Raw genomic sequence first — 25639 nt, 5'->3', positions numbered from 1 at the left:
ATCCGGCCGCGGGCGGCCGGAATGCTGTTACCAGCTTGCCTTACGCAGGCCCGGAACGTCGCCGTTCATCGTGGCCTTGCGCAGCATGTTGCGGCCCAGACCGAACTTGCGGTAGACACCGCGCGGACGACCGGACAATTCGCAACGGTTGCGATGGCGGCTCGGCGACGAATCGCGCGGCAGCTTCTGCAACTTGGTCGACGCATCGATCTTCTCTTCGTAGGACGCGTCCTGACTGGAGAGGATCTTCTTCAGCGCATCACGCTTGCCGGCGAATTTCTTCGCCAGCTTTGCACGCTTGATGTCGCGGTGGATCATGGAGGTCTTTGCCATTTCGGATGTCCTCGACGGTCAGTTACGGAACGGGAACTTGAACGCTGCCAGCAGCGCCTTCGCTTCCGCATCCGTCTTGGCGGTGGTGGTGATGGCGATATCCATACCGCGAATCGCGTCGACGGCGTCGAAGTCGATTTCCGGGAAGATGATCTGTTCTTTCACACCCATGTTGAAGTTGCCACGACCGTCGAAGGAGCGACCGGACACACCACGGAAGTCGCGCACGCGCGGCAACGAGATGTTGATCAGGCGATCCAGGAACTCGTACATCTTGGCGCGACGCAAGGTGGTCTTGCAGCCGATCGGCCAACCGTCACGGATCTTGAAGGATGCGACCGAAACGCGCGACTTGGTGACCACCGGCTTTTGACCGGAGATCTTGGCCATGTCGGCGACCGCATTTTCCAGGATCTTCTTGTTGGTAGCGGCTTCGCCCACGCCCATGTTGAGCGTGACCTTGACCAGCTTCGGCACTTCCATCGGATTGGTGTAGCCGAATTCCTTCATCAGGGCCGGCACCACGTTTTCCTTGTAAAACTTTTCGAGACGAGTGTTCATGATCTCATTCCTCAGGCGTCGAGCGCCTCACCGCTGGAGCGGAACACACGCAGTTTGCGTCCATCCTCCAGCACCTTGAAGCCAACGCGCTCGCCCTTGCCCGTTGCCGGGTTGACGATATTGACGTTGGAGATATGGATCGACGCTTCACGCTCGACCACGCCGCCGGCAACGCCTGCCTGCGGGTTCGGCTTGGTATGGCGCTTGATGACGTTGGCGTTGGAGACGATCACGCGATCGCCGTCCACACGCACCACTTCACCCTGCTTACCCTTGTCCTTGCCGGTGTTGATGACGACCTGGTCGCCCTTCTTGATACGGTTAGCCATGTGTATGTCCTCCGCTCACAGCACTTCGGGAGCGAGCGAGACGATCTTCATGAACTTCTCGGAACGCAGCTCGCGCGTCACCGGCCCGAAGATGCGGGTCCCGATCGGCTCCTGCTTATTGTTCAACAGCACAGCGGCGTTGCCATCGAAGCGGATCAGCGAACCGTCGGGACGGCGCACACCCTTGCGGGTACGCACCACGACGGCGTCGTAGACTTCGCCCTTCTTGACCTTGCCACGCGGAATGGCGTCCTTGACGGTCACCTTGATGATGTCGCCAATGTGTGCGTAACGGCGCTTTGAGCCGCCCAGCACCTTGATGCACATCACTTCCTTGGCACCCGAATTGTCGGCGACATCGAGGTAGCTCTGCATCTGGATCATGATTCAGATCTCCCTTATTCGGCCGAACGGGCGACGATTTCCACCACCCGCCAGTTCTTGGTCTTGGACATCGGAGCAATCTCGGTCACGCGCACGACATCGCCTTCGTTGCAGGCATTGTCGGCGTCGTGTGCGTGCAGCTTGGTCGAGCGCTTGATGTACTTGCCGTACAGCGCATGCTTGACCTGGCGCTCCACCAACACGGTGACCGTCTTGTCCATCTTGTTGCTGACGACACGGCCTTCGACCGTGCGCAGCGTTTGCTTTTCGTTATTGTCGCTCATCGCGGCCGTCCTTACTTGGTGCTGCCGAGCAGGTGCTTGACGCGAGCAATCTCGCGGCGCACCCGGCGGGTTTCGTGGGTCTTCGGCAGCTGGCCGGTGACCTGCTGCATCCGGAGCGAGAACTGCTCCTTACGCAGATCGATCAGGTGGGCCTTCAATTCGTCAGCCGACTTTTCGCGGAGTTGTTTGGTATCCATCAGCGCACCGTCCGGGTCACGAAAGTGGTGGTCACCGAGAGCTTGGCAGCGGCAAGGCGGAACGCCTCACGTGCGATCTCTTCGGGGATTCCCTCGATTTCATAGATCATGCGGCCCGGCTGAATCTGCGCGACCCAGTACTCCACGTTGCCCTTACCGGAGCCCATGCGGACTTCGATCGGCTTCTTGGTGATCGGCTTGTCGGGGAACACACGGATCCACATCTTGCCGCCCTTCTTGACATGGCGGCTGATCGTGCGGCGTGCTGCTTCAATCTGGCGCGCGGTCAGCTGACCATGCGCCGTGGCCTTGAGGCCATACTCGCCGAAGCTGACGGCGTTTCCGCTCCATGCCAGGCCGTCGTTACGGCCCTTGTGCATCTTGCGATATTTGGTTCGCTTGGGTTGCAACATTGCCGTTACCTCGCTTCACGAGCCGGACGCGACGGGCGGTCACCACGGTCGCCGCGATCGTTACGATCGTTGCGCGGGCTGTCGTCCTGCTTTTCCTGGCCAACCTGAGAGAAGTCGAAGACTTCGCCCTTATAGATCCAGACCTTGATGCCGATGATGCCGTATGTCGTGGACGCCTCGGCAAAACCGTAATCAATGTCGGCACGTAGCGTGTGCAGCGGCACGCGGCCTTCGCGGTACCACTCCGAACGGGCGATTTCTGCACCGTTGAGGCGGCCAGCCACGTTGACCTTGATGCCCAAGGCACCCAGGCGCATCGCGTTACCGACCGAGCGCTTCATTGCACGGCGGAACATGATGCGACGCTCAAGCTGCTGCGCGATCGACTCGGCGACCAGCTGCGCATCCAGCTCCGGCTTGCGCACTTCGGTGACGTTGATGTGCGCCGGAACGCCCATCAGCTCACTCACTTCCTTGCGCAGCTTTTCGATGTCCTCGCCACGCTTGCCGATCACCACGCCCGGACGGGCGGTATGAATGGTCACGCGGGCGGTTTTGGCAGGGCGCTCGATCAAGATCTTGCTGACACCTGCCTGCGCGAGCTTCTTGCGCAGCATTTCACGCACTTTCATGTCGGCTGCCAGATAGGCGGCGAACTCGGCCTTGTTTGCGTACCACTTGGAATTCCAGTCCTTGGCGATGCCCAGGCGAATTCCAGTCGGATGAACTTTATGACCCATGGTCTTTTCCTTTCCGCTTACTTGGCGGCGCCCACAACCACAGTGATGTGGCTGGTGCGCTTGAGGATGCGGGTACCGCGGCCTTTCGCCCGCGCCATGAAACGCTTCAGGGAGGGACCTTCATCAACCATGATGGTCTTGACCTTCAGCTCGTCGACATCCGCGCCCTGATTGTTCTCGGCATTGGCGATCGCCGACTCCACCACCTTTTTGATCAGGTGTGCAGCCTTCTTGTCCGAGAACTTCAGCAGATTGACCGCACGTTCGGCGGACAAACCACGCACCTGGTCAGCGACCAGGCGGGCCTTCTGCGGGGAGATGCGCGCGGTGCGCAGGATTGCTTTCGCTTCCATCGTCATCTCTCCTTACCTGCCCGACTTCTTGTCGCCACCGTGACCCTTGAAGGTCCGGGTGACGGCAAATTCGCCGAGCTTGTGGCCGACCATATTCTCGTTGACGAGCACCGGAATGTGGTTCTTGCCGTTATGCACGGCGATGGTGATGCCTACCATTTCAGGCAGGATCATCGAACGGCGCGACCAGGTCTTGATCGGCTTCTTGCTACCCGCAGCGGACTCCACCTTCTTTGCAAGGTGGTGATCGACGAACGGGCCCTTCTTAAGTGAACGTGCCATGGTCGATTAGCCCCTACGATCGCGGACGATGAACTGCTGGGTGCGCTTGTTCTTGCGCGTCTTGTAACCCTTGGTCGGAACACCCCACGGGGTGACCGGATGCGGATTACCCTGACCAGCCTTCGCTTCACCACCACCGTGCGGGTGATCGACCGGGTTCATGGCCGCACCGCGAACGGTCGGGCGAACACCGCGCCAACGCTTGGCGCCGGCCTTGCCCAACTTCTCGAGGTTGTGCTCGTCGTTGCCGACTTCGCCGATGGTGGCGCGGCACTCGACCGGCACCTTGCGCATTTCGCCCGAGCGCAGGCGCAGCGTGGCATAGATGCCTTCGCGAGCGACCAGCTGGACGGCTGCACCGGCAGCACGTGCGATCTGAGCGCCCTTACCCGGCTTCAGCTCGATACCGTGAACCGTCGTACCGACCGGGATGTTACGCAGCGGCAGCGTGTTGCCGGTCTTGATCGGTGCATTGGCACCGGCAATGACCTGGTCGCCAGCCTTCAGGCCCTTCGGGGCGATGATGTAGCGGCGCTCGCCGTCGACATAGCACAGCAGGGCGATATGAGCGGTACGGTTCGGATCGTATTCGATCCGCTCCACACGCGCCGGAATGCCTTCCTTGTTGCGCTTGAAGTCGATGATGCGGTAGTGCTGCTTATGGCCACCACCGACGTGACGCACGGTGATGCGGCCATGGTGGTTACGACCACCGGACTTGCTCTGCGAGTCGAGCAGCGCCGCGTGCGGTGCGCCCTTGTGCAGATCGGGAGTGACCACGCGCACGGCGGAACGACGGCCGGGAGAGGTGGGTTTGAACTTCATCAATGGCATGGGATGGACCTCAGGCCTTGGCCGTTACGTCGATGGACTGACCATCGACCAGGCGGACGTACGCCTTGCGCCAATTGCCACGGTTGCCAGCACGGTTACGGAAGGACTTGCTCTTGCCCTTGACGTTGACCACGTTGACTGCCTTGACCTTGACGTCGAACAACTGCTCAACCGCGGCCTTTACATCGGCCTTGGTGGCGTCGTTCGAAACTTCGAAGACATACTGGTTGGAGATTTCCTGCAGGCGCGCGGTCTTTTCGGAGACTCGCGGAGCACGCAGCACGCTGAAGATTTTTTCGTTGCTGCTTTTTTCGTTGCCGCTCATGCCAGCCACTCCTCGACCTTCTTGACCGCATCGGCGGTGATCACGACCGTATCGGCCCCGACCAGTGCGACCGGATCCAGACCCTGCACGTCACGCACCTGCACATACGGCAGATTGCGGGCGGACAGATACAGGTGCTCGGAGGCTTCTTCGGTGACGATCAGCGGGCGCTTACCCACATCCAGTCCCTTCAGCTTCTCGATCAGACCCTTGGTCTTGGTCGCTTCGAGATCGAACGCGTCGACGATCATCAGACGACCCTGACGGTTCAACTCGGAGAAGATCGCGCAGATGGCCGCGCGGTACATCTTGCGGTTGACCTTCTGCTCGAAGCTACGCGGCTTGGCCGCGAAGGTCACGCCGCCGCCGACGAAGATCGGAGCCGTCAGCGCGCCATGACGCGCACCGCCGCCCTTCTGCTTCTTCGACTTCTTGGTCGTGCCCGCAACTTCCGAACGCGTCTTCTGTGCCTTGGTACCGGCGCGACCGGCATTGCGATAAGCGACGACGACCTGGTGAACCAGATCTTCGCTGAATTCGCGACCGAACACGGCGTCGGAGACCGAGACCTTGTTGTTGCTACCCGTGATAACGAGTTCCATCGTCATCTCTCCTTATGCCTTGCTCGCCGGACGGACGATCACGTCGCCACCAGCTGCGCCAGGCACGGCGCCGCGGATAGCAATCAGACCACGCTCGACGTCGACCTTGACCACTTCCAGGTTCTGCGTGCTTTGCTGCACGGCGCCCATGTGGCCCGACATCTTCTTGCCCGGGAAAACGCGACCCGGCGTCTGGCGCTGACCCAGCGAACCCGGCGCGCGATGCGACAGCGAGTTACCGTGGGTTGCATCGCCCATACGGAAGTTGTAGCGCTTGATGGTGCCCTGGAAACCCTTACCCTTGGTGACGCCCTGGACGTCGACCTTCTGGCCGACCTCGAAGATGTCCGCCTTGATTTCGCCACCGACGGCGAAATCGCCGAGCTGGGCATCTTCAACACGGAATTCCCACAAGCCGCGACCCGCTTCCACCTTCGCCTTGGCGAAGTGACCGGCGGCCGGCTTGTTGACCAGTGCGGCGCGACGCGCGCCAACGGTAATCTGCACGGCGCTGTAGCCGTCGGTTTCGACGGTCTTGATCTGCGCGATGCGGTTCGGAGTTGCTTCGATCAGCGTAACCGGCACCGAGCGGCCGTCTTCAGTGAAGACGCGGCTCATGCCAGCCTTGCGGCCCACGAAGCCCAACGAATATTTCTTCGTCATGGTCGTAGTCCTCAGGTCAACTTGATCTGTACGTCGACGCCAGCCGCGAGTTCGAGCTTCATCAGCGCGTCCACGGTCTTGTCGTTCGGGTCGACGATATCGAGCACACGCTTGTGCGTGCGGGTTTCGTACTGGTCACGCGCATCCTTGTCGGCATGCGGGGATACGAGGATGGTGTAACGTTCGATCTTGGTCGGCAACGGGATCGGGCCACGCACTTGCGCGCCGGTCCGCTTAGCCGTTTCGACGATCTCGCTGGCCGAACGGTCGATCAAACGATGATCGAACGCCTTCAGCCGAATCCGGATCTTTTGTTCCGACATGACGGAAGCTTCCTTCGTTAAAAGAGCGACGGGCAAGGCCTCTGGGATACCTGCCCCGATATTCCTGACGTTGATGAAATCGCCGCGCATCCTGCTGGCGAGGGCATTTCCTCCGCCCAAAAACTGAGGCAGCCCGGTAACCCGGCCTGCCCAGACGGAAAAGTATAATGCGCAACAAGAGCACGGTCAACAACACGTGAGTTGTTGAGTGCCCTATGCAACGCGACCTTCCCGGTCTGGCGAACACGAGCGGCATCCTGCCGTTCTTTTCGCTGTAACTCAGCGCCCTACCCAGGGACACTGAGCCGCGTATTGTAGTGGCTCGCCGCGGCGTCTGCAAGCGCACTGTTCTGCTCCCGAGTGAGCAAGGTCGCGACTCTGGGGACATGAGCCCGTTCCGGACGCCACCTCGTCGTGGCACCAGTCCCGGACTGGCCAGAATTCAGGGCCGGGGCGCAGACACGGCGGCATGGACAACGACTGAACTCCCTGTCGTAGCCGGCGCCCTGTCGTCAACATGGGGGACGCCCTTCGCCAGCCGATGCCGCGAGCGATGTCGCTCTAGCGACGAAAGGGTCGCAAAAGCCAGTCTGCAAGTGTCAGAAAGAAGATCACCACCATCCTGATCTCCAGTGACGACCACCGGGCAGGACCGGCACGGCATTCACAACAGATGATGAGATCGGGTCAGCGTGGAATGGAAAGTTCGCTTTTCCGCAACCAGGCGCTCGATTCACCTAGCGGCGCACGAGTGGGGGCAGCCACATTGCTTCACGGCAATATTGAATCCCAACCGCGTGGCCGCGGTACTGCAGTGATCGTGGCACGCTCTGCACCCAGGACTTTGCCCCATGTGCGTCACCGGTCCGCCGGTGCGGGCAAAGCACACTAAGGTCGCAGCACTGATGCGCACAACGATGGCCCTGCAGACAACACCATAAGCAGCACGCCACGACCCACCCGGTAGCAAGGTGTCGATCACTCACTAGAACCCGCCCATTACACTGGCAGCGCCAACCATATCGAACTCATCGAAGACGTCCGTATCCGCGCAAGCGACGTGGCATCTGACGGCGCTGATGCTGGACCGTATCGCGATCAACGCTTCCGGGCTCGGCGACATCGAAGGCCCCACCGGCGCTCATCGGGTCGAACTCCATCGCGGGCCAGATAACCGCCAGATGCAAAGGCGAAACGAGGATAAGCGTGTCAAGCAACACGAGTAGCTAGCCTTTCCTTCCCGGCCCGCCTCGCCCTTGAAGGATTTCGCCATCGGAGACCTTTATGACCCAGCACTTTCTCTCGTTTTTCGGCCTGCTGCTCCTCGGACTCGTCGCCCAGCAGTCCCACGCTGCCAACAACGAGGGCAAGGCCTGCTCGCATGCGTTGCACCAGGCGTTTACCACATCCGCCAGCGCGACCACGTTGCCGGCAGCATGCGCGCACATCGGTCCAGTCGCACTTGGAATGCGCAAGCAACAGGTAGTGGCCGCGCTGGGGCAGCCTGACATTACTCGCACCGATGCGGTGGACCCGCACAGACTCAGCCTGCTGTATCTATACCCGCGCGACCTCAAAGCACAGCTGGCGCAGCAGCCGCGTCCAGCTGGCACCCTGGCGCATGGCGAGTTGGTGGTGGGATTCCGCGATGACCGCGTCAGCAACCTGATCGCCTTCGCCGATCCGAAGGCGCCCCTGCCCTTCAAGCTGCTCGGCCATCCGGCCGGCACCCATATCAACCGCATCCTCCAAACGATCGGCGGCAGCCCGCAGTGGAATGCCAGCCGCGACTATGTCCAGTTCCCCGCCATGCCGCTGGGCGTCGACGTGGACCCGGACACCTTGGCCATCGTCGGGTTGAACATCGCAACCACCAAGCAGGAGTTGGACAATTTCCGATTGCCCGGCCTGAATCTGCTCAAAGACCCGACAAACGGCCTGATCAACGGTATTCGCTGACCATTGTCGCCATCTGCGCGCCATGCCGCATTACGTCATGACAGCCGGCTCGTCGATCCATCATCATGCCGCCGGTGCGATCTGCGCGCGCACCGACTCAGCCACCTAGCACAGCGTTATGAGTGGCGCAGGCGCCCTGTTTTCTCTGATCTCTCTCTGCATCGGCAACTGCATTCCCGCGCCAAGCCGGGACTTCGCCAACACGCAGACAAAGAAAAAGGCCGGCTTTCGCCGACCTTTCCTTTCTAGCGACACGGTAGCGGAAGCTGCCGTGCTGCAGGCATTGCTTACTTGATGATCTTGGCAACCACGCCAGCGCCGACGGTACGGCCGCCTTCACGGATGGCGAAGCGCAGACCTTCATCCATCGCGACCGGGTTGATCAGGGTCACGACCATCTTCACGTTGTCGCCCGGCATCACCATCTCAACGCCTTCCGGCAGCTGGCAGGCGCCAGTGATGTCGGTGGTGCGGAAGTAGAACTGCGGACGGTAGCCCTTGAAGAACGGGGTATGACGGCCACCCTCGTCCTTGGACAGCACGTAGACTTCGGCTTCGAACTCGGTGTGCGGCTTGATCGAACCCGGCTTGCACAGCACCTGGCCGCGCTCGACGTCGTCACGCTTGGTGCCGCGCAGCAGCAGACCGGCGTTGTCGCCTGCCTGGCCCTGGTCCAGCAGCTTGCGGAACATTTCCACGCCGGTGACGGTGGTCTTCTGGGTGTCGCGGATACCGACGATTTCGATTTCGTCGCCGACCTTGATGATGCCGCGCTCGATACGACCGGTCACCACGGTGCCGCGACCGGAGATCGAGAACACGTCTTCGACCGGCATCAGGAACGGACGGTCGACGTCGCGGGTCGGCTCCGGAATGAACGAATCCAGCGCCTCGACCAGCTTCAGGATCGCCGGCACGCCGATGTCGCTCTGGTCGCCGTCCAGCGCCAGACGCGCCGAACCGTGGATGATCGGGGTGTCATCGCCCGGGAAGTCGTACTTGCTCAGCAGCTCGCGCACTTCCATTTCGACCAGCTCGAGCAGCTCGGCGTCGTCGACCATGTCGGCCTTGTTCAGGAACACCACGATGTGCGGCACACCGACCTGACGCGAGAGCAGGATGTGCTCGCGGGTCTGCGGCATCGGGCCGTCGGCGGCCGAGCACACCAGGATCGCGCCGTCCATCTGCGCCGCACCGGTGATCATGTTCTTGACGTAGTCGGCGTGGCCGGGGCAGTCAACGTGCGCGTAGTGGCGGGTCGGGGATTCGTATTCGACGTGCGCGGTCGAAATCGTGATGCCGCGCGCCTTCTCTTCCGGCGCTGCGTCGATCGCGTCGTACGCCTTGAACTCACCACCGAAACGCTCGGCACCGATCTTAGTCAGCGCAGCGGTCAACGTGGTCTTGCCATGGTCAACATGACCGATGGTGCCGACGTTCACGTGCGGCTTGGTGCGCTCGAATTTAGCTTTTGCCATGACTAACTACCTCTAATTGAAAAATTTGTGAGAAGCGGCTGGGCGAACTCAGCCCTTCTTGGTGACGGCGTCGGCGATGTTGGCCGGTGCCTCTTCGTAGTGGTCGAATTCCATCGAGAACGTCGCACGGCCCTGGCTCATCGAGCGCAGCGAAGTGGCGTAACCGAACATTTCACCCAACGGGATCATCGCGTTGATGATCTTGCCCGACGGGCTGTCGTCCTGACCCTGCAACACGCCACGACGGCGGCTCACGTCGCCCATCACGTCGCCCAGGTAATCCTCCGGGCTGACGACTTCGACCTTCATGATCGGCTCCAGCAACACCGGGCTGGCTTTCGCGAAGCCCTGCTTGAACGCCATCGAAGCAGCCAGCTTGAACGCCATTTCCGAGGAGTCGACGTCATGGTACGAGCCGAACACCAGCTTGACCTTCACGCCCACCACCGGGAAGCCGGCGATCGGACCACTGGTGATCGTCTCGCGCAGGCCCTTTTCGACCGAGGGGATGAATTCCTTCGGGATGATGCCGCCGGTGATGTCGTTGACGAAGAGGAAATCGTCCTTGACGTTCTCGCTCTTGCGCTCTTCCTCGGTCATCGGCGACAGCTCGATCACCACGTGACCGTACTGACCCTTACCACCAGACTGTTTGGCGTGCTTGTAGTCAGACTTGACGTCGGACTTGCGGATGGTTTCGCGGTAGGCCACCTGCGGCTTGCCGACGTTGGCCTCGACATTGAACTCGCGACGCATGCGGTCGACGATGATGTCCAGGTGCAACTCGCCCATGCCCGAGATGATGGTCTGGCCGGATTCTTCGTCGGTCTTGACGCGGAACGAGGGATCTTCCTGCGCCAGACGGCCCAGGGCCATGCCCATCTTTTCCTGGTCCGACTTGGTCTTCGGCTCCACCGCCATCGAGATCACCGGCTCCGGGAACACCATGCGCTCAAGGGTGATGATCTTGTCCTGCGCACACAGCGTGTCACCGGTGGTGACGTCCTTCAGACCCACGGCAGCGGCGATGTCGCCCGCGCGCACTTCCTTGATCTCTTCGCGATTGTTGGAGTGCATCTGCAGGATGCGGCCCACGCGCTCCTTCTTCGACTTGACCGGGTTGTAGACCTGGTCACCGGAGTTCAGCGTGCCCGAATAGACACGGAAGAACGTCAGCGAGCCCACGAACGGGTCGGTCATGATCTTGAACGCCAACGCCGAGAACGGCGCGGTATCGGTGGCAGCGCGGGTATCTTCCTTCTCGTCTTCGTCGATGCCCTGCACCGGCGGACGGTCAGCCGGCGACGGCAGCAAGTGCACGACGCCGTCGAGCATGGCCTGCACGCCCTTATTCTTGAATGCCGAACCGCAGAACACCGGCACGATTTCCACCTTCAAGGTGCGCTCGCGCAGACCCGACAGGATCTCCTGTTCGCTCAGGTCACCCTCGTTGAGGTACTTGTCCATCAGGTCTTCGCTGGCTTCCGCAGCCGCTTCGACCATGAACGAACGTGCCTCGGTCGCGACATCGACCAGGTCGGCCGGAATATCGCGGTATTCGAAGGTGGTGCCCTGGGATGCGGTATCCCAATGGATCGCCTTCATCTTCAGCAGGTCGACCACGCCCTCAAAGCCGTCTTCGGCGCCGATCGGCACCTGCATCGGCACGGCGTACGCACCCAGACGGGCCTTCAGCTGCTCAACGACCTTGTCGAAGTTGGCACCGGTACGGTCCATCTTGTTGACGAAGGCCATGCGCGGCACGGAATACTTGTTGGCCTGGCGCCACACCGTCTCGGACTGCGGCTGCACGCCACCGACGGCGCACAGCACGAACACCGCACCGTCGAGCACGCGCAAGGAACGCTCCACTTCGATGGTGAAGTCGACGTGCCCGGGGGTGTCGATGATGTTGAAGCGGTGCTGCGGCATGGACTTGTCCATACCCGACCAGAACGCGGTGGTCGCAGCGGAGGTGATGGTGATACCACGCTCCTGCTCCTGCTCCATCCAGTCCATCACTGCAGCGCCGTCATGGACTTCGCCGATCTTGTGACTGACACCGGTGTAGAACAGGATGCGTTCGGACGTGGTGGTCTTGCCGGCATCGATGTGGGCCATGATGCCGAAGTTGCGGTAACGCTCGATAGGGGTGGTGCGGGCCACGGGGAGCCTCTCAATTTCTTGGATTTCGGATGGCCGAACGCCGCCTTTCGGCGGCCTTCGGATTGGATGCGACGCAACATGCGTCGCAAACAGCACTCATATGGTGCTGAAGGGCCCCGTTACCAAGGCCCCCGAGGTCACCAGCGGTAATGTGCGAACGCCTTGTTCGCCTCCGCCATACGGTGGGTCTCTTCGCGCTTCTTGATCGCGCCGCCGCGGCTTTCCGAGGCGTCCAACAGTTCTGCAGCCAGCTTACGCGGCATGGTGTTCTCGCCACGCTTGCGCGCGGAATCGATCAACCAGCGCATTGCCAGCGCCATGCGACGGGAGGAACGCACTTCGACGGGCACCTGATAGGTAGCACCACCGACGCGACGCGATTTAACTTCGACGGCCGGGGCCACGTTGTCCAGTGCTTTCTGCACCAGCTCGATGGCATTCGGATTCTTTTCGCCAATGACGTCCATTGCGCCATAGACAATTTTCTCAGCAACCGACTTCTTGCCACTTTGCATCACCATATTGATGAAGCGGGCAATGGTTTCGCTGCCATGCTTTGGATCTGGCAGGACGGTGCGCTGCGGAGTAGAACCTTTACGGGACATTTGAGTATTTCCTTAGCTCTTCGGGCGCTTGGCGCCGTACTTGGAACGGCCTTGACGACGCTTGGCGACGCCGGCGGCGTCCAGCGAACCACGGACGGTGTGATAACGCACACCGGGAAGATCCTTGACGCGGCCACCGCGAATCAGGACCACGGAGTGCTCCTGCAGGTTGTGGCCTTCACCACCGATGTAGCTGATGACCTCTTCCTGGTTGGTCAGTCGCACCTTGGCGACCTTACGCAGGGCCGAGTTCGGCTTCTTCGGGGTAGTGGTATAGACGCGTGTGCAGACGCCACGGCGCTGCGGACACTTGTCCAGTGCCGGAGAGGCACTCTTGTAGGTGGTCGCTTGCCGAGGCTTGCGGACCAGCTGATTGATCGTCGTCATCAGTTGATTCTTCTGATTGATAGGCCGAGACGGCCTGCACGAAAACGAAGGCAGGCCGAGACCGGCCCACCGAGACAGAGAAGTATAGCTGGCAGGACGGAACTCCGTCAACTTCACGAAATCTGAACCTGCTGGCCCATCCCAGGCCGGAAAACGGAGGGCGTCCTGCCCTCCTTTTCGCTTGGCTTACGGCGGTCTTGCGACCGCCGTCGGAGCGCTTACTCCTCGTCCGCGCCAGCGTCGGCCACTGCTGCGACCGGTTCGGCAGCTGCCGGCTTGCCCGACAGCGTTTCCATTTCCGAGTCGGTCAGACCCGAGGCCTTGCGACGTCCGGCGTGATACGCCAGACCCGTACCGGCCGGGATCAGACGACCCACGATCACATTTTCCTTCAGACCGCGCAGGTTGTCGCGGGTGCCGCGGACGGCTGCCTCGGTCAACACGCGGGTGGTCTCCTGGAACGACGCCGCCGAGATGAACGACTCGGTGGCCAGCGATGCCTTGGTGATACCCAGCAACACCGGATCGTACTTGGCCGGCAGTTCGTTGCGCTTGACCAGACGGGCATTTTCCTCGATGACGCGCTGGCGCTCGACCTGCTCGCCGTTGAGGAACTTGCTATTGCCCTGGTCGACGATCTCGACCTTACGCAGCATCTGGCGCGTGATCACCTCGATGTGCTTGTCGTTGATCTTCACACCTTGCAGGCGATACACGTCCTGGATTTCCTTGACCAGGTATGCGGCCAGCGGCTCGACGCCCAGCAGACGCAGGATGTCCTGCGGGCTCGGCTCGCCGTCCACCACGGTCTCGCCCTTGGTCACGTGCTCGCCTTCGAACACGATGATCTGGCGGTACTTGGGAATCAGCTCTTCGTGTTCCGAACCATCGGTGTCCTTGATGATCAGGCGCTGCTTGCCCTTGGTGTCCTTACCGAAGCTGATGATGCCCGAGCGTTCGGCCAGGATCGCCGGATCCTTCGGCTTGCGTGCTTCGAACAAGTCGGCAACGCGCGGCAGACCACCGGTGATGTCGCGGGTCTTGGACGCTTCCTGCGGGATCTTGGCGACCACGTCGCCCACGCCGACGGCAGCGCCGTCCTGCAGGTTGACGATGGAGCGCGGCGGCAGCAGGTACTGGGCCGGCAGATCCGTATTCGGAATCGTCAGGTCGTTACCCTTGGCATCGACGATGCGCACGATCGGGCGCAGTTCCTTGGCCTGTGCACCGCGACGCTTCGGGTCGGTGATTTCACGCGACGCCAGACCGGTCAGCTCGTCGGTCTTCTCGATGACGGTGACGCCGTCGACGAAGTCGATGAAGCGGATGAAGCCGGCCACTTCCGACACGATCGGATGGTTATGCGGATCCCAGTTGGCAACGCTCTGCCCGGCCTTGACCGCATCGCCGTCTTTGGCCGTGATGGTCGCACCGTACGGCAGCTTGTAACGCTCGCGCTCGCGGCCATGGCCATCGAGCACGGACAGTTCGCCAGAACGCGAGACCGCAACCAGCGAACCGCTGGCATGCGCCACCGACTTGAGGTTGTTGAACTTCACCGAACCGGTGGTCTTGACGGTGATGTTGTCCACCGCAGCCGCACGCGATGCCGCACCACCGATGTGGAACGTACGCATGGTCAGCTGGGTACCCGGCTCACCGATCGACTGCGCGGCGATGACGCCGACCGCTTCACCGATGTTGACCTGGTGACCACGTGCGAGGTCACGGCCATAGCAGCGTGCGCACACGCCGAACGAAGATTCGCAGCTGATGGTCGAACGCACCTTCACCGACTGCACGCTGGCGTCTTCGAGCTTGGCCACCCAGGCTTCGTCGAGCAGCGTGTTGCGGGTGACGATCGGCTCTTCGTCGTTGCCCGGCAGGTACACGTCCTCGGCCACCACGCGACCCAGCACGCGCTCGCGCAACGGCTCGACCACGTCGCCGCCTTCCACGATCGGGGTCATGATCAACCCTTCGGTGGTGCCGCAATCGATTTCGGTGATCACCACGTCCTGCGCCACGTCGACCAGGCGGCGGGTCAGGTAACCGGAGTTCGCCGTCTTCAGCGCAGTATCGGCCAGACCCTTACGGGCACCGTGGGTGGAGTTGAAGTACTCCTGCACGTTCAGACCTTCGCGGAAGTTCGCCTTGATGGGCGTCTCGATGATCGAGCCGTCCGGACGCGCCATCAGGCCGCGCATACCGGCCAGCTGACGGATCTGCGCCTGGCTACCACGGGCACCGGAGTCGGCCATGATGTACAGCGAGTTCATCGACTTCTGGTCGATGGTCTCGCCCTTGGCGTTCTCGACCTTTTCGGTACCGATGGTGTCCATCATCGCCTTGGCGATGCGCTCGCTGGTACGCGACCAGATGTCCACGACCTTGTTGTAGCGCTCGCCGGCGGTGACCAGACCCGACTGGTACTGCTCCTGGATTTCCAGCACTTCGGCTTCGGCCTCGGTGAGGATGCCCTTCTTCTCGTCGGGGATCAGCATGTCGTCGATACCGATCGACACGCCGGCGCGGGTAGCGTAGGCGTAGCCGGTGTACATCAGCTTGTCGGCGAACACGACGGTGTCCTTCAAGCCCAGCAGACGGTAGCTGGAGTTGATCAGACGCGAGATGTTCTTCTTGGTCATCTCGGTGTTGGCCAGCTGGAACGGCAGGCCTTCGGGCAGGATTTCGCTCAGCAGCGCCCGGCCGACCGTGGTGTCCACGATCGAGGTGCCGCTGCTGCGCTTGCCGCCGGCTTCCACGTCCACCTGGGTGATGCGCACCTTGACCTTGGCGTGCAGTTCGACCACGCGGTTGTCGTAGGCGCGCTTCACTTCGCTGGTGTTGGCGAACACCATGCCTTCGCCCTTCTTGTTCTCCAGGGCGCGGCTCATGTAGTACAGACCCAACACCACGTCCTGCGACGGCACGATGATCGGCTCGCCGTTGGCCGGCGACAGGATGTTGTTGGTGGACATCATCAACGCACGCGCTTCCAGCTGGGCTTCCAGCGAGAGCGGAACGTGGACGGCCATCTGGTCACCGTCGAAGTCGGCGTTGAAGGCGGTACACACCAGCGGATGCAGCTGGATGGCCTTGCCTTCGATCAACACCGGTTCGAACGCCTGGATACCCAGACGGTGCAGGGTCGGCGCTCGGTTCAGCAGCACCGGATGCTCACGAATCACTTCTTCCAGGATGTCCCAGACTTCGGCTTCTTCGCGCTCGACCAGCTTCTTGGCGGCCTTGATGGTGGTGGCCAGGCCACGACGCTGCAGCTTGGCGAACACGAACGGCTTGAACAGCTCCAGCGCCATCTTCTTCGGCAGGCCGCACTGGTGCAGCTTGAGGTACGGACCGACGGTGATGACCGAACGGCCAGAGTAGTCCACGCGCTTGCCGAGCAGGTTCTGACGGAACCGGCCCTGCTTGCCCTTGATCATGTCGGCCAGCGACTTCAGCGGACGCTTGTTGGTGCCGGTGATGGCACGACCGCGACGGCCGTTGTCCAGCAGCGCATCGACCGATTCCTGCAGCATGCGCTTTTCGTTGCGCACGATGATGTCCGGCGCATTGAGCTCCAGCAGGCGACGCAGGCGGTTGTTGCGGTTGATCACGCGTCGGTACAGATCGTTCAGATCCGAGGTCGCGAAGCGGCCGCCATCCAGCGGCACCAGCGGACGCAGGTCTGGCGGCAGCACGGGCAGCACGGTCATGACCATCCATTCCGGACGGTTGCCCGATTCCAGGAAGGCTTCGATCAGCTTGATGCGCTTGGTGAGGCGCTTGAGCTTGGTTTCCGAACCGGTGCTGGCGATTTCTTCGCGCAGGCGGGTCATTTCCGATTGCAGGTCGATCGTGCGCAGCAGCTCATACACCGCCTCGGCGCCCATCGCGGCGTCGAAGTCGTCGTTGTACTCCTGGCGTGCGGTCAGGTACTGCTCTTCGGTCAGCAGCTGGCGGCGCTCGAGCGGGGTCAGGCCCGGCTCGGTGACGACATAGGCTTCGAAGTACAGCACGCGCTCGATGTCACGCAGGGTCATATCCAGCATCAGGCCGATGCGCGAGGGCAGCGACTTGAGGAACCAGATGTGCGCCACCGGCGAGGCCAGGTCGATGTGGCCCATGCGCTCGCGGCGCACCTTGGCCAGGGTCACTTCGGTGCCGCACTTTTCGCAGACCACGCCACGGTGCTTCATGCGCTTGTACTTGCCGCACAGGCACTCGTAGTCCTTGATCGGTCCGAAGATGGCGGCGCAGAACAGGCCGTCACGCTCGGGCTTGAAGGTCCGGTAGTTGATGGTTTCGGGCTTCTTCACTTCGCCGTAGGACCACGAACGGATCAGGTCCGGCGACGCCAACGCGATCTTGATCGCGTCGAAATCCAGCGTCTGGCGCTGCTGATTGAAGAGGTTGAGCAGGTCTTTCATTTGATATCTCCGGGTCGGAGGAATTTCGTATCTGAGATGAAACGCGAACAGCTTCGATCGGGACTGGAATCAGGGACCGTCCCCCGGAAGAACGCACGCGCTGAGCGCTCGCCTCTTCCGGGTTGCCGGCCCCTGACCGGGCCCGGCTCTTACTCTTCCAGTTCCATGTTGATCGCCAGCGAGCGGATTTCCTTCACCAACACGTTGAAGGATTCCGGCATGCCCGCGACCATCTCGTGCTCACCATCGACGATGTTCTTGTACATCTGGTTGCGGCCCTGCACGTCGTCGGACTTCACCGTCAGCATTTCCTGCAGGGTGTAGGCCGCGCCGTAGGCTTCCAGCGCCCAGACTTCCATTTCGCCGAAGCGCTGACCACCGAACTGCGCCTTGCCGCCCAGCGGCTGCTGGGTCACGAGCGAGTACGGGCCAGTCGAGCGTGCATGCATCTTGTCGTCGACCAAGTGGTTCAACTTCAGGTAATGCATGTAGCCGACCGTGGTCTTGCGATCGAACGCTTCGCCAGTGCGACCGTCGTACAGCTGGGTCTGACCGCTCTGCGGCAGGTCGGCCAGTTCCAGCATGCGCTTGATTTCCGCTTCGCTGGCGCCGTCGAACACCGGAGTCGCCATCGGTACGCCGTCGATCAGGTTCTTGCCCAGGTTGAGCAATTCCTCATCGCTGAACTGCGACAGGTCCACGCGCTGTGCATTGATCGCGTTGTCGTGGTTGTAGATGTCGTTGAGGAACTTGCGCAGCTCGCTGACGGCGGCTTGGGCTTCCAGCATGCGCTGGATCTTGCGACCCAGGCCCTTGGCGGCCCAGCCCAGATGCACTTCCAGAATCTGGCCGATGTTCATACGCGACGGCACGCCGAGCGGGTTCAACACGATGTCGACCGACTCGCCGGTGGCCATGTACGGCATGTCTTCCACGGGCACCACGTTGGAGACCACACCCTTGTTGCCGTGGCGGCCTGCCATCTTGTCGCCCGGCTGGATGCGGCGCTTCACCGCCAGGAACACCTTGACCATCTTCAACACGCCCGGTGCGAGGTCGTCGCCCTGGGTGATCTTGCCGCGCTTGTCGGCAAAACGTGCTTCGAATTCCTTCTCGTGCGCCTGGATCTGCTTTTGCGCACGCTCAATGGCGTCGGCAGCGTCTTCGTCCTTCATGCGCAGCTGGAACCAATCGGACTTCTTCAGCCCGTCCAGGTACGCGTCGGTGACGGTGTCGCCCTTCTTCAGGTTGGCGCCGCCATTGGCGACCTTGCCCACGATCTGCGAGCGCAGGCGTGCGTAGATCGCCGCTTCCAGGATGCGGAACTGGTCGTCGAAGTCCTTCTTGACGCGCTTGATTTCAGACTCTTCGATCTGACGCGCACGCTTGTCCTTCTCGATGCCGTCGCGGGTGAAGACCTGCACGTCGATGACGGTGCCGTCCATGCCCGGGGGCACGCGCAGCGAGCTGTCCTTCACGTCGGACGCCTTCTCGCCGAAGATCGCACGCAGCAGCTTTTCTTCCGGGGTCAGCTGGCTTTCGCCCTTCGGCGTGACCTTGCCGACCATGATGTCGCCGGCGCGCACTTCCGCACCGATGTACACCACACCGCTTTCGTCCAGACGGTTCAAGGCCTGCTCGGACACGTTCGGGATGTCGGCGGAAATTTCCTCCGGCCCCAGCTTGGTGTCGCGCGCCACGCAGGTCAGCTCTTCGATGTGGATCGTGGTGTAACGATCCTCTTCGACCACGCGCTCGGAGAGCAGGATGGAGTCTTCGAAGTTGTAGCCGTTCCACGGCATGAAGGCGATCAGCATGTTCTGGCCCAGCGCCAGCTCACCGATGTCGGTGGACGGGCCGTCGGCCAGCACGTCGCCGCGCGCGATCACGTCGCCCACATTCACCAGCGGACGCTGGTTGATGCAGGTGTTCTGGTTGGAGCGGGTGTACTTGATCAGGTTGTAGATATCCACGCCGGCATCGGTGCCGCCGCCGATTTCTGCCTCGTTGACCTTGACCACGATGCGCGCGGCGTCGATCTGCTCGATCACGCCACCACGCAGCGCGTTGACGGTCACGCCGGAGTCGCGCGCCACTGCACGTTCGATACCGGTACCCACCAGCGGCTTCTGCGAACGCAGCGTCGGCACGGCCTGGCGCTGCATATTGGCGCCCATCAGTGCGCGGTTGGCGTCGTCGTGCTCGAGGAACGGCACCAGTGCCGCTGCGACCGATACGGTCTGCATCGGCGAGACGTCCATGAAGTGCACTTCGGACGGCGGCTTCAACAGCGATTCGCCCTGGAACCGGCACGGCACGAACTGCTCGGTGAGCATGTTCTTGGCATCGGTAAGCGCGTTCGCCTGGGCGATCACGTACTCGTTTTCTTCGATCGCCGACAGGTATTCGACGTCGTCGGACACCTTGCCGTCCAGCACCTTACGGTACGGCGTTTCGAGGAAGCCGTACTGGTTGGTGCGGGCGAACACGGCCAGCGAGTTGATCAGGCCGATGTTCGGGCCTTCCGGCGTTTCGATGGTGCAGACGCGGCCGTAATGGGTCGGGTGCACGTCGCGCACTTCGAAGCCGGCGCGCTCGCGGGTCAGACCGCCCGGACCCAGCGCGGAGACGCGACGCTTGTGCGTCACTTCCGACAGCGGGTTGTTCTGGTCCATGAACTGCGACAGCTGCGAGGAGCCGAAGAATTCCTTGATCGCTGCAGCCACCGGCTTGGCATTGATCAGTTCCTGCGGGGTCAGGCCTTCGGACTCGGCCATCGACAGACGCTCCTTGACCGCGCGCTCGACGCGGACCAGGCCCACGCGGAACACGTTCTCGGCCATTTCGCCGACCGAACGCACGCGACGGTTGCCCAGGTGATCGATGTCATCGACCACGCCGCGACCGTTACGGATTTCGGTGAGCACCTTGATCACTTCCAGGATGTCGGAAGTGTCGGCGTGCTCGGCAACCAGACGCTTGGATTCTTCGTCGTTGCGCTCGGCAAAGTACTTCTTGTCGTACAGCACCGACTCGCCCAGCACGTCCTTGCGACCGACGCGACGGTTGAACTTCATGCGGCCGACCGTGGACAGGTCGTAGCGCTCGAAGGTGAAGAACAGGTTGTGGAACAGGTTCTGCGCGGCTTCCTTGGTCGGCGGCTCGCCCGGACGCATCATGCGGTAGATTTCGACCAGCGCTTCCAGCTGCGTCTTGGTCGGATCGATGCGCAAGGTATTGGACAGGTACGGGCCACGATCCAGGTCGTTCACCCACAGGGTGCCGACCGCATCGACGCCCGCCTTGCGGAAGGCAGCCAGCTGGTCTTCGTTGATCTCGTCGTTGGCATTGGCCAGCAGTTCGCCGGTGGAGCCATCGACTACGTCGTGCGACAGGATGCGGCCGACCAGGTAGTCGTCCGGCACGGCCAGCGCGGCAACGCCGGCAGCTTCCAGTTGCTTGACGTGACGCGCAGTGATGCGCTTGCCCGCTTCCACGATGACCTTGTCGCCATCGGCCAGGTCGAAGTTCAGCGTTTCGCCACGCAGACGCTCCGGCACCAGCTCCAGCTGGACGCCCTCGTCCGGGTTGATGTGGAAGGTGTTGATCTCGAAGAACTCGGCCAGCATTTCTTCATTGCTGTAGCCAAGCGCACGCAACAGGATCGACACCGGCAGCTTGCGGCGACGGTCGATACGGGTGAACAGCGCATCCTTCGGGTCGAACTCGAAGTCCAGCCAGGAGCCGCGGTACGGAATGATGCGGGCGCTATAGAGCAGCTTGCCCGAGCTGTGGGTCTTGCCACGGTCGTGGTCGAAGAACACGCCCGGCGAGCGGTGCAGCTGCGAGACGATCACGCGCTCGGTGCCGTTGACGATGAAGGTACCGTTGCCGGTCATCAGCGGAATTTCGCCGAGATAGACCTCCTGCTCCTTCACGTACTTGATCGCCTTGGTCGACGACTCGCGGTCGTAGATCACCAGGCGCACGGTCACGCGCAGCGGCGCGCCATAGCTCATGCCGCGCTGACGGCATTCACGCTCGTCAAACACCGGCTGACCCAACTTGTAACCGACGTACTCCAGCGCAGCGTTGCCGCTGTAGCTGGAAATCGGGAACACCGACTTCAATGCCGCGTGCAGACCGAGGTCCTTGCGCTTGTTCGGCTCCACGTCTTCCTGCAGGAATTCGCGGTAGGAATCCACCTGGATGGCAAGCAGAAACGGCACTTCGAGGATCGAGCGCTGCTTACCGAAGTCCTTGCGGATACGCTTTTTTTCGGTGAACGAATAAGACGTCATGAGATCTTCACCCTAGGCTGCGGGGGCCACGTCGCGGCGGCCCTGAAATAACAAAATTGTCAGTTGGAAGTCGCTGGTATTGCCGGCACCAGCACGCCTTCTCCCGCTACTTCCAACTACCAACTCGGTGAGGCGAGGATTGGGGATGACGGGATTGGGGATTAGCGAAGGCCGCCTTCGAATCCCGAATGCCGAATCTCAAATCCCGGCTTTCCATCAACGGCCAAAGGCCGGGAGCTTTACGCTCCCAGCCTTCAGTGCATCACCATGAAACGCTGGCGATGCAAGGTACTGCTTACTTGATTTCGACAGTCGCGCCAGCTTCGGTCAGTTCCTTCTTGATCTTCTCGGCTTCGTCCTTCGAAGCGCCTTCCTTCAGGACGCCACCGGCTTCGGTCAGGTCCTTAGCTTCCTTCAGACCCAGGCCGGTCACGCCGCGGACAGCCTTAATCGCGGCAACCTTGTTGGTGCCGGCGCTGGTCAGCACCACGGTGAACTCGGTCTGCTCTTCAACCACGGCGGCCGGACCGGCTGCAGCAGCAGCGACCGGGGCAGCGGCGGAGACGCCGAACTTCTCTTCGATGGCCTTGACCAGCTCCATCACTTCCATCAGGGACTTCTCGGCGATGGCGTCGACGATCTGTTCGTTGGTAAGGGACATTGTGATTACCTTTAAATGATTTTCTGGATTGGGGTTCTAGCGAACGCTAGGACATCAAGCTTCGGCAGTCTCGGCAGCCGGCGCGGCAGCTTCTTCGCCACCACCCTGCTTGTCGCCAACGGCCTTGACGGCACGGGCGAACATGGCAGCCGGTTCGGACAGCACGCGGGCCAGCATGGCCAGGGCCTGGTCACGGGTCGGCAGCGAGGCCAACACGTCGACGTGACCAGCCGGGAACAGTTCCCCGCCGATGGACACGACCTTGGCCTGCAGCTTGTCGTTGCTCTTGGCAAATTCCTTGATCAGGCGACCGGCTGCGCCGGGCTCCTCCATCGAAAACGCATACAGCAGAGGACCGACCAGCTTGTCAGCAGCGACAGCGAAATCAGTACCTTCAACGGCACGCGCAGCCAGGGTGTTCTTGACAACTTTCAAGAACACGCCGGTTTCGCGGGCCTGCTTGCGCATCGCGGTCATCTGGGAGACCGTGGTGCCAGCGTATTCGGCGGCGATCAGGGAGTGGGCCTTGGCGGCGATGTCTGCCAGCTCGGCGACTACTTCTTGCTTCTGGGACAGATTGAGAGCCATTGCACTCCTCCGTTAAAGCCGGGATTGGTGATTGGTGATTGGTGATTCGTCGAAGGCCATGAAGCAGCCCCTGCAAATCCCCAATGCCGAATCGCTATCCCCGCTTCAAACTACTCCGCTCGCGGCTCCTGCCGGTTGCGGTCCAGGGCAGCCTCCTTCCTGGAAGCCGGGAACATCGACCGATGTTCCTTTGGTGGCCGCTCTAGACCTGGAGTGGACTCGATCCGGGATGTCCCAGACGCGCGTAAACCAGAAAGCTCCAGAAGGGCGACACCATCTACGCCGGCCGGTTCGACACGAACCAATTAAGCGATCCCGCTGCATCGACGGCGACTCCTTGCCAGTGCGAGCATCCCTGCCCGTCGTCGATCTGCGCTGACCGCACCTGCGGTCTTTGACGGCTACCGCCGGACGTGCCGGCGATCGCCTTCAAAATGTCCGTTACCCCAAAGGAGGGAACGGACTCCCAGCACACGGTGACCCGGGCCGGAAAAACAATGCAGTACTACAGGAATACGTCAGGCGCATGACGCCCGACGTATCGGATTACTTCAGCGACAGGCTCGACTGGTCGACCGTCACGCCCGGACCCATGGTCGAGCTGACCGACACCTTCTGCAGGTAGGTACCCTTGGAGGTGGCCGGCTTGGCCTTGACCAGATCCAGCAACAGCGCCTGCAGGTTCGACTTCAGCGCTTCGTCGTCGAAGCTGGCCTTGCCGATGGTGCAGTGGATGATGCCGGCCTTGTCGGTGCGGTAGCGCACCTGGCCCGACTTGGCATTCTTGACCGCTTCGCCCGGATTGGCCGAGACGGTGCCGACCTTCGGGTTCGGCATCAAGCCGCGCGGACCCAGCAGGGTGCCCAGCTTACCGACGACGCGCATGGCGTCCGGGGTCGCGATGACCACGTCATAGTTCAGATCGCCGGCCTGCATCTTTTCGGCCAGGTCGTCCATGCCCACTGCCTCGGCGCCAGCGGCCAGGGCTTCGTCAGCCTTGGCGCCGGCCGGTGCGAACACTGCAACGCGCACGCTCTTACCGGTACCGGCCGGCAGCACGGTGGAACCGCGCACCTGCTGGTCGGACTTCTTGGCGTCCACGCCCAGGCGCACGGCAACGTCGATCGACTCGACGAACTTGGCCTTGGTGGCGGTCTTCAGGATCTTGATTGCGTCTTCGAAGGCATAGGTCTTGCCCGGAACGACAGCGGCCGTAATGGCCTTAACGCGCTTGCTCTGTGCCATGTCTTAGCCCTCCACCGTCAAACCCATGCTGCGGGCAGAACCCGCAATCGTGCGCACTGCCGCTTCCAGCTCGGCTGCCGTCAAATCGGCTTCCTTGACCTTGGCGATCTCTTCCAGCTGCTTGCGCGTCACCTTGCCCACCTTGTCGGTGTTGGGACGCTTCGAGCCGGAGGCCACGCCTGCAGCCTTCTTGAGCAGCACGCTGGCCGGGGTGCTCTTGGTGACGAACGTGAAGGTACGATCGGAATACGCGGTGATGATCACCGGCGTCGGCAAACCCGGCTCCAGCTTCGACGTCGCGGCGTTGAATGCCTTGCAGAATTCCATGATGTTCAGACCGCGCTGACCCAGGGCAGGGCCGACCGGCGGCGCAGGGTTGGCCTGACCGGCCTTGACCTGCAACTTGATGAAAGCAGTAATCTTCTTAGCCATTTCAATACTCTCCGGGTGCTAGCGCCTGACCTGCAGACTCCCCATCGGACCGGGATTCACGTGTCCCGGCTTCACGTTGTTGACCACACGCAGATGGCCGCCATGCGGCAGCCATTGGTTCCAGGCGGTTCGCCAGGACAGCGAGCCGCGCACTATAGCAGCATTTGGAGCAAGCGCCTAGCCGGCACCCGCTGGGTCAGCCCTTCTCGACCTGACCGAATTCGAGCTCGACCGGCGTAGAGCGACCGAAGATGAGCACGGCGACACGCAGCCTGCTCTTTTCGTAGTTGACTTCCTCGACAACGCCGTTGAAGTCGTTGAACGGACCCTCGGTGACGCGCACCATCTGGCCCGGCTCGAACAACACCTTCGGACGCGGCTTCTCGACGCCATCCTGCACACGCTGCAGGATCGCATCCGCTTCCTCATCACGAATCGGCAAAGGACGGTCCGCGGTACCGCCGATGAAGCCCATCACCTTCGAAGTCTCCTTCACCAGGTGCCAGCTTTCGTTGTCGATGCGCGGAATACCGGCCTCTTCATGCGTTTCGATCTGCACCAACACGTAGCCCGGGAAGAACTTGCGCTCGGACCGACGCTTCTGGCCGGCGCGCATTTCGATGACCTCTTCGGTCGGCACCAGCACCTCGCCGAAACGGTCTTCCATCTCGGCGCGCGCAATACGGTCGCGCAATGCCTGCGCAACGGATTTTTCGAAGCCTGAATAGGCGTGAACGACATACCAACGCTTCACTGCTTGA

The 25639-nt window shown here is 61.8% G+C and carries 28 protein-coding genes; 2 read left to right on the top strand and 26 right to left on the bottom strand.

Annotated elements, in window-relative coordinates; translation table 11 throughout:
- Positions 1-27 precede the first annotated feature (27 nt).
- From rpsN to rpsJ, 15 genes are read right to left on the bottom strand one after another with little or no spacing between them, the layout of a single operon-like run.
- Positions 28-333 carry a 30S ribosomal protein S14 gene (gene rpsN, locus ACCQ03_RS05275; protein WP_005917137.1) on the bottom strand — a complete coding sequence of 102 codons (306 nt, stop codon included), beginning with the start codon at positions 331-333 and terminating at the stop codon, positions 28-30.
- 18 nt (positions 334-351) lie between these two features.
- Positions 352-894, bottom strand: a complete 543-nt coding sequence (rplE, locus tag ACCQ03_RS05270) for a 50S ribosomal protein L5 (RefSeq protein ID WP_008571668.1) — start codon at positions 892-894, stop codon at positions 352-354.
- A gap of 11 nt (positions 895-905) precedes the next feature.
- Positions 906-1223 carry a 50S ribosomal protein L24 gene (rplX, locus tag ACCQ03_RS05265; RefSeq protein WP_003486696.1) on the bottom strand — a complete coding sequence of 106 codons (318 nt, stop codon included), beginning with the start codon at positions 1221-1223 and terminating at the stop codon, positions 906-908.
- A 15-nt stretch (positions 1224-1238) separates the two neighbouring features.
- Entirely contained in the window at positions 1239-1607 is a 369-nt protein-coding gene (gene rplN / locus ACCQ03_RS05260; RefSeq protein WP_003486699.1) for a 50S ribosomal protein L14, read from the bottom strand.
- A 14-nt stretch (positions 1608-1621) separates the two neighbouring features.
- Positions 1622-1891: a 30S ribosomal protein S17 gene (gene rpsQ, locus ACCQ03_RS05255; protein ID WP_057679585.1), complete on the bottom strand. Its 270-nt coding sequence runs from the start codon at positions 1889-1891 to the stop codon at positions 1622-1624.
- Positions 1892-1902: 11 nt separating this feature from the next.
- Positions 1903-2088, bottom strand: a complete 186-nt coding sequence (rpmC, locus tag ACCQ03_RS05250; protein WP_017156219.1) for a 50S ribosomal protein L29 — start codon at positions 2086-2088, stop codon at positions 1903-1905.
- Positions 2088-2501, bottom strand: a complete 414-nt coding sequence (gene rplP, locus ACCQ03_RS05245; protein ID WP_042823914.1) for a 50S ribosomal protein L16 — start codon at positions 2499-2501, stop codon at positions 2088-2090. Before rplP ends, rpmC begins: the two co-directional genes overlap by 1 nt.
- Before the next feature lie 5 nt (positions 2502-2506).
- Positions 2507-3241, bottom strand: a complete 735-nt coding sequence (gene rpsC / locus ACCQ03_RS05240) for a 30S ribosomal protein S3 (RefSeq protein ID WP_057679584.1) — start codon at positions 3239-3241, stop codon at positions 2507-2509.
- 17 nt (positions 3242-3258) lie between these two features.
- Positions 3259-3594: a 50S ribosomal protein L22 gene (gene rplV, locus ACCQ03_RS05235; RefSeq protein ID WP_003486710.1), complete on the bottom strand. Its 336-nt coding sequence runs from the start codon at positions 3592-3594 to the stop codon at positions 3259-3261.
- 12 nt (positions 3595-3606) lie between these two features.
- The gene (gene rpsS, locus ACCQ03_RS05230) at positions 3607-3876 is read right to left on the bottom strand and encodes a 30S ribosomal protein S19 (RefSeq protein ID WP_005917128.1); all 270 of its coding nucleotides are present in this window, start codon (positions 3874-3876) and stop codon (positions 3607-3609) included.
- A 6-nt stretch (positions 3877-3882) separates the two neighbouring features.
- Positions 3883-4710, bottom strand: coding sequence for a 50S ribosomal protein L2 (gene rplB, locus ACCQ03_RS05225; RefSeq protein ID WP_003486715.1), 828 nt, complete (start codon positions 4708-4710; stop codon positions 3883-3885).
- A 10-nt stretch (positions 4711-4720) separates the two neighbouring features.
- Complete coding sequence (rplW, locus tag ACCQ03_RS05220) at positions 4721-5035, bottom strand: 50S ribosomal protein L23 (protein ID WP_057679583.1); 315 nt, start codon at positions 5033-5035, stop codon at positions 4721-4723.
- Positions 5032-5637 carry a 50S ribosomal protein L4 gene (gene rplD / locus ACCQ03_RS05215; RefSeq protein WP_010371054.1) on the bottom strand — a complete coding sequence of 202 codons (606 nt, stop codon included), beginning with the start codon at positions 5635-5637 and terminating at the stop codon, positions 5032-5034. Before rplD ends, rplW begins: the two co-directional genes overlap by 4 nt.
- 12 nt (positions 5638-5649) lie before the next feature.
- On the bottom strand, positions 5650-6300 hold the full coding sequence (rplC, locus tag ACCQ03_RS05210) for a 50S ribosomal protein L3 (protein ID WP_005993363.1): 651 nt from the start codon (positions 6298-6300) through the stop codon (positions 5650-5652).
- Positions 6301-6311: 11 nt separating this feature from the next.
- Positions 6312-6623, bottom strand: a complete 312-nt coding sequence (gene rpsJ, locus ACCQ03_RS05205) for a 30S ribosomal protein S10 (RefSeq protein ID WP_003486723.1) — start codon at positions 6621-6623, stop codon at positions 6312-6314.
- 1079 nt (positions 6624-7702) lie between these two features.
- Between rpsJ and ACCQ03_RS05200 the strand changes: the two genes are divergently transcribed.
- Together ACCQ03_RS05200 and ACCQ03_RS05195 are read left to right on the top strand one after the other, a co-directional pair.
- On the top strand, positions 7703-7849 hold the full coding sequence (locus tag ACCQ03_RS05200; RefSeq protein ID WP_205626767.1) for a hypothetical protein: 147 nt from the start codon (positions 7703-7705) through the stop codon (positions 7847-7849).
- Between the two features lie 58 nt (positions 7850-7907).
- A complete protein-coding gene (locus ACCQ03_RS05195; protein ID WP_057679582.1) occupies positions 7908-8582 on the top strand; it encodes a hypothetical protein in 675 nt (224 codons plus the stop codon).
- A 287-nt stretch (positions 8583-8869) separates the two neighbouring features.
- Here ACCQ03_RS05195 and tuf read toward each other — a convergent pair whose 3' ends face one another.
- From tuf to nusG, 11 genes are all read right to left on the bottom strand, one after another.
- Entirely contained in the window at positions 8870-10060 is a 1191-nt protein-coding gene (gene tuf / locus ACCQ03_RS05190; RefSeq protein WP_003486726.1) for an elongation factor Tu, read from the bottom strand.
- Between the two features lie 48 nt (positions 10061-10108).
- Positions 10109-12226: an elongation factor G gene (fusA, locus tag ACCQ03_RS05185; RefSeq protein WP_209227938.1), complete on the bottom strand. Its 2118-nt coding sequence runs from the start codon at positions 12224-12226 to the stop codon at positions 10109-10111.
- Positions 12227-12363: 137 nt separating this feature from the next.
- Complete coding sequence (gene rpsG / locus ACCQ03_RS05180) at positions 12364-12831, bottom strand: 30S ribosomal protein S7 (RefSeq protein WP_005917592.1); 468 nt, start codon at positions 12829-12831, stop codon at positions 12364-12366.
- A 12-nt stretch (positions 12832-12843) separates the two neighbouring features.
- Entirely contained in the window at positions 12844-13218 is a 375-nt protein-coding gene (rpsL, locus tag ACCQ03_RS05175) for a 30S ribosomal protein S12 (protein WP_002811712.1), read from the bottom strand.
- Positions 13219-13436: 218 nt separating this feature from the next.
- Positions 13437-17651 (bottom strand): DNA-directed RNA polymerase subunit beta', encoded by a 4215-nt coding sequence (gene rpoC / locus ACCQ03_RS05170; RefSeq protein ID WP_011346539.1) that lies wholly within the window; start codon positions 17649-17651, stop codon positions 13437-13439.
- Positions 17652-17800: 149 nt separating this feature from the next.
- Positions 17801-21952, bottom strand: coding sequence for a DNA-directed RNA polymerase subunit beta (gene rpoB, locus ACCQ03_RS05165; RefSeq protein WP_003486738.1), 4152 nt, complete (start codon positions 21950-21952; stop codon positions 17801-17803).
- A 295-nt stretch (positions 21953-22247) separates the two neighbouring features.
- A complete protein-coding gene (rplL, locus tag ACCQ03_RS05160; protein WP_017156208.1) occupies positions 22248-22613 on the bottom strand; it encodes a 50S ribosomal protein L7/L12 in 366 nt (121 codons plus the stop codon).
- Positions 22614-22667: 54 nt separating this feature from the next.
- Positions 22668-23201: a 50S ribosomal protein L10 gene (rplJ, locus tag ACCQ03_RS05155; protein WP_017156207.1), complete on the bottom strand. Its 534-nt coding sequence runs from the start codon at positions 23199-23201 to the stop codon at positions 22668-22670.
- A 546-nt stretch (positions 23202-23747) separates the two neighbouring features.
- On the bottom strand, positions 23748-24446 hold the full coding sequence (gene rplA / locus ACCQ03_RS05150; RefSeq protein ID WP_003486747.1) for a 50S ribosomal protein L1: 699 nt from the start codon (positions 24444-24446) through the stop codon (positions 23748-23750).
- Between the two features lie 3 nt (positions 24447-24449).
- On the bottom strand, positions 24450-24878 hold the full coding sequence (gene rplK / locus ACCQ03_RS05145; protein ID WP_017156206.1) for a 50S ribosomal protein L11: 429 nt from the start codon (positions 24876-24878) through the stop codon (positions 24450-24452).
- A gap of 196 nt (positions 24879-25074) precedes the next feature.
- Complete coding sequence (gene nusG / locus ACCQ03_RS05140) at positions 25075-25632, bottom strand: transcription termination/antitermination protein NusG (protein ID WP_017156205.1); 558 nt, start codon at positions 25630-25632, stop codon at positions 25075-25077.
- Positions 25633-25639: the final 7 nt, after the last annotated feature.

Origin of the sequence: Xanthomonas sp. NCPPB 3569 (assembly GCF_041475645.2) — a bacterium.
Taxonomy (GTDB): Bacteria; Pseudomonadota; Gammaproteobacteria; order Xanthomonadales; family Xanthomonadaceae; genus Xanthomonas; species Xanthomonas phaseoli.
This window is presented reverse-complemented; position numbering and strand designations above follow the sequence as displayed.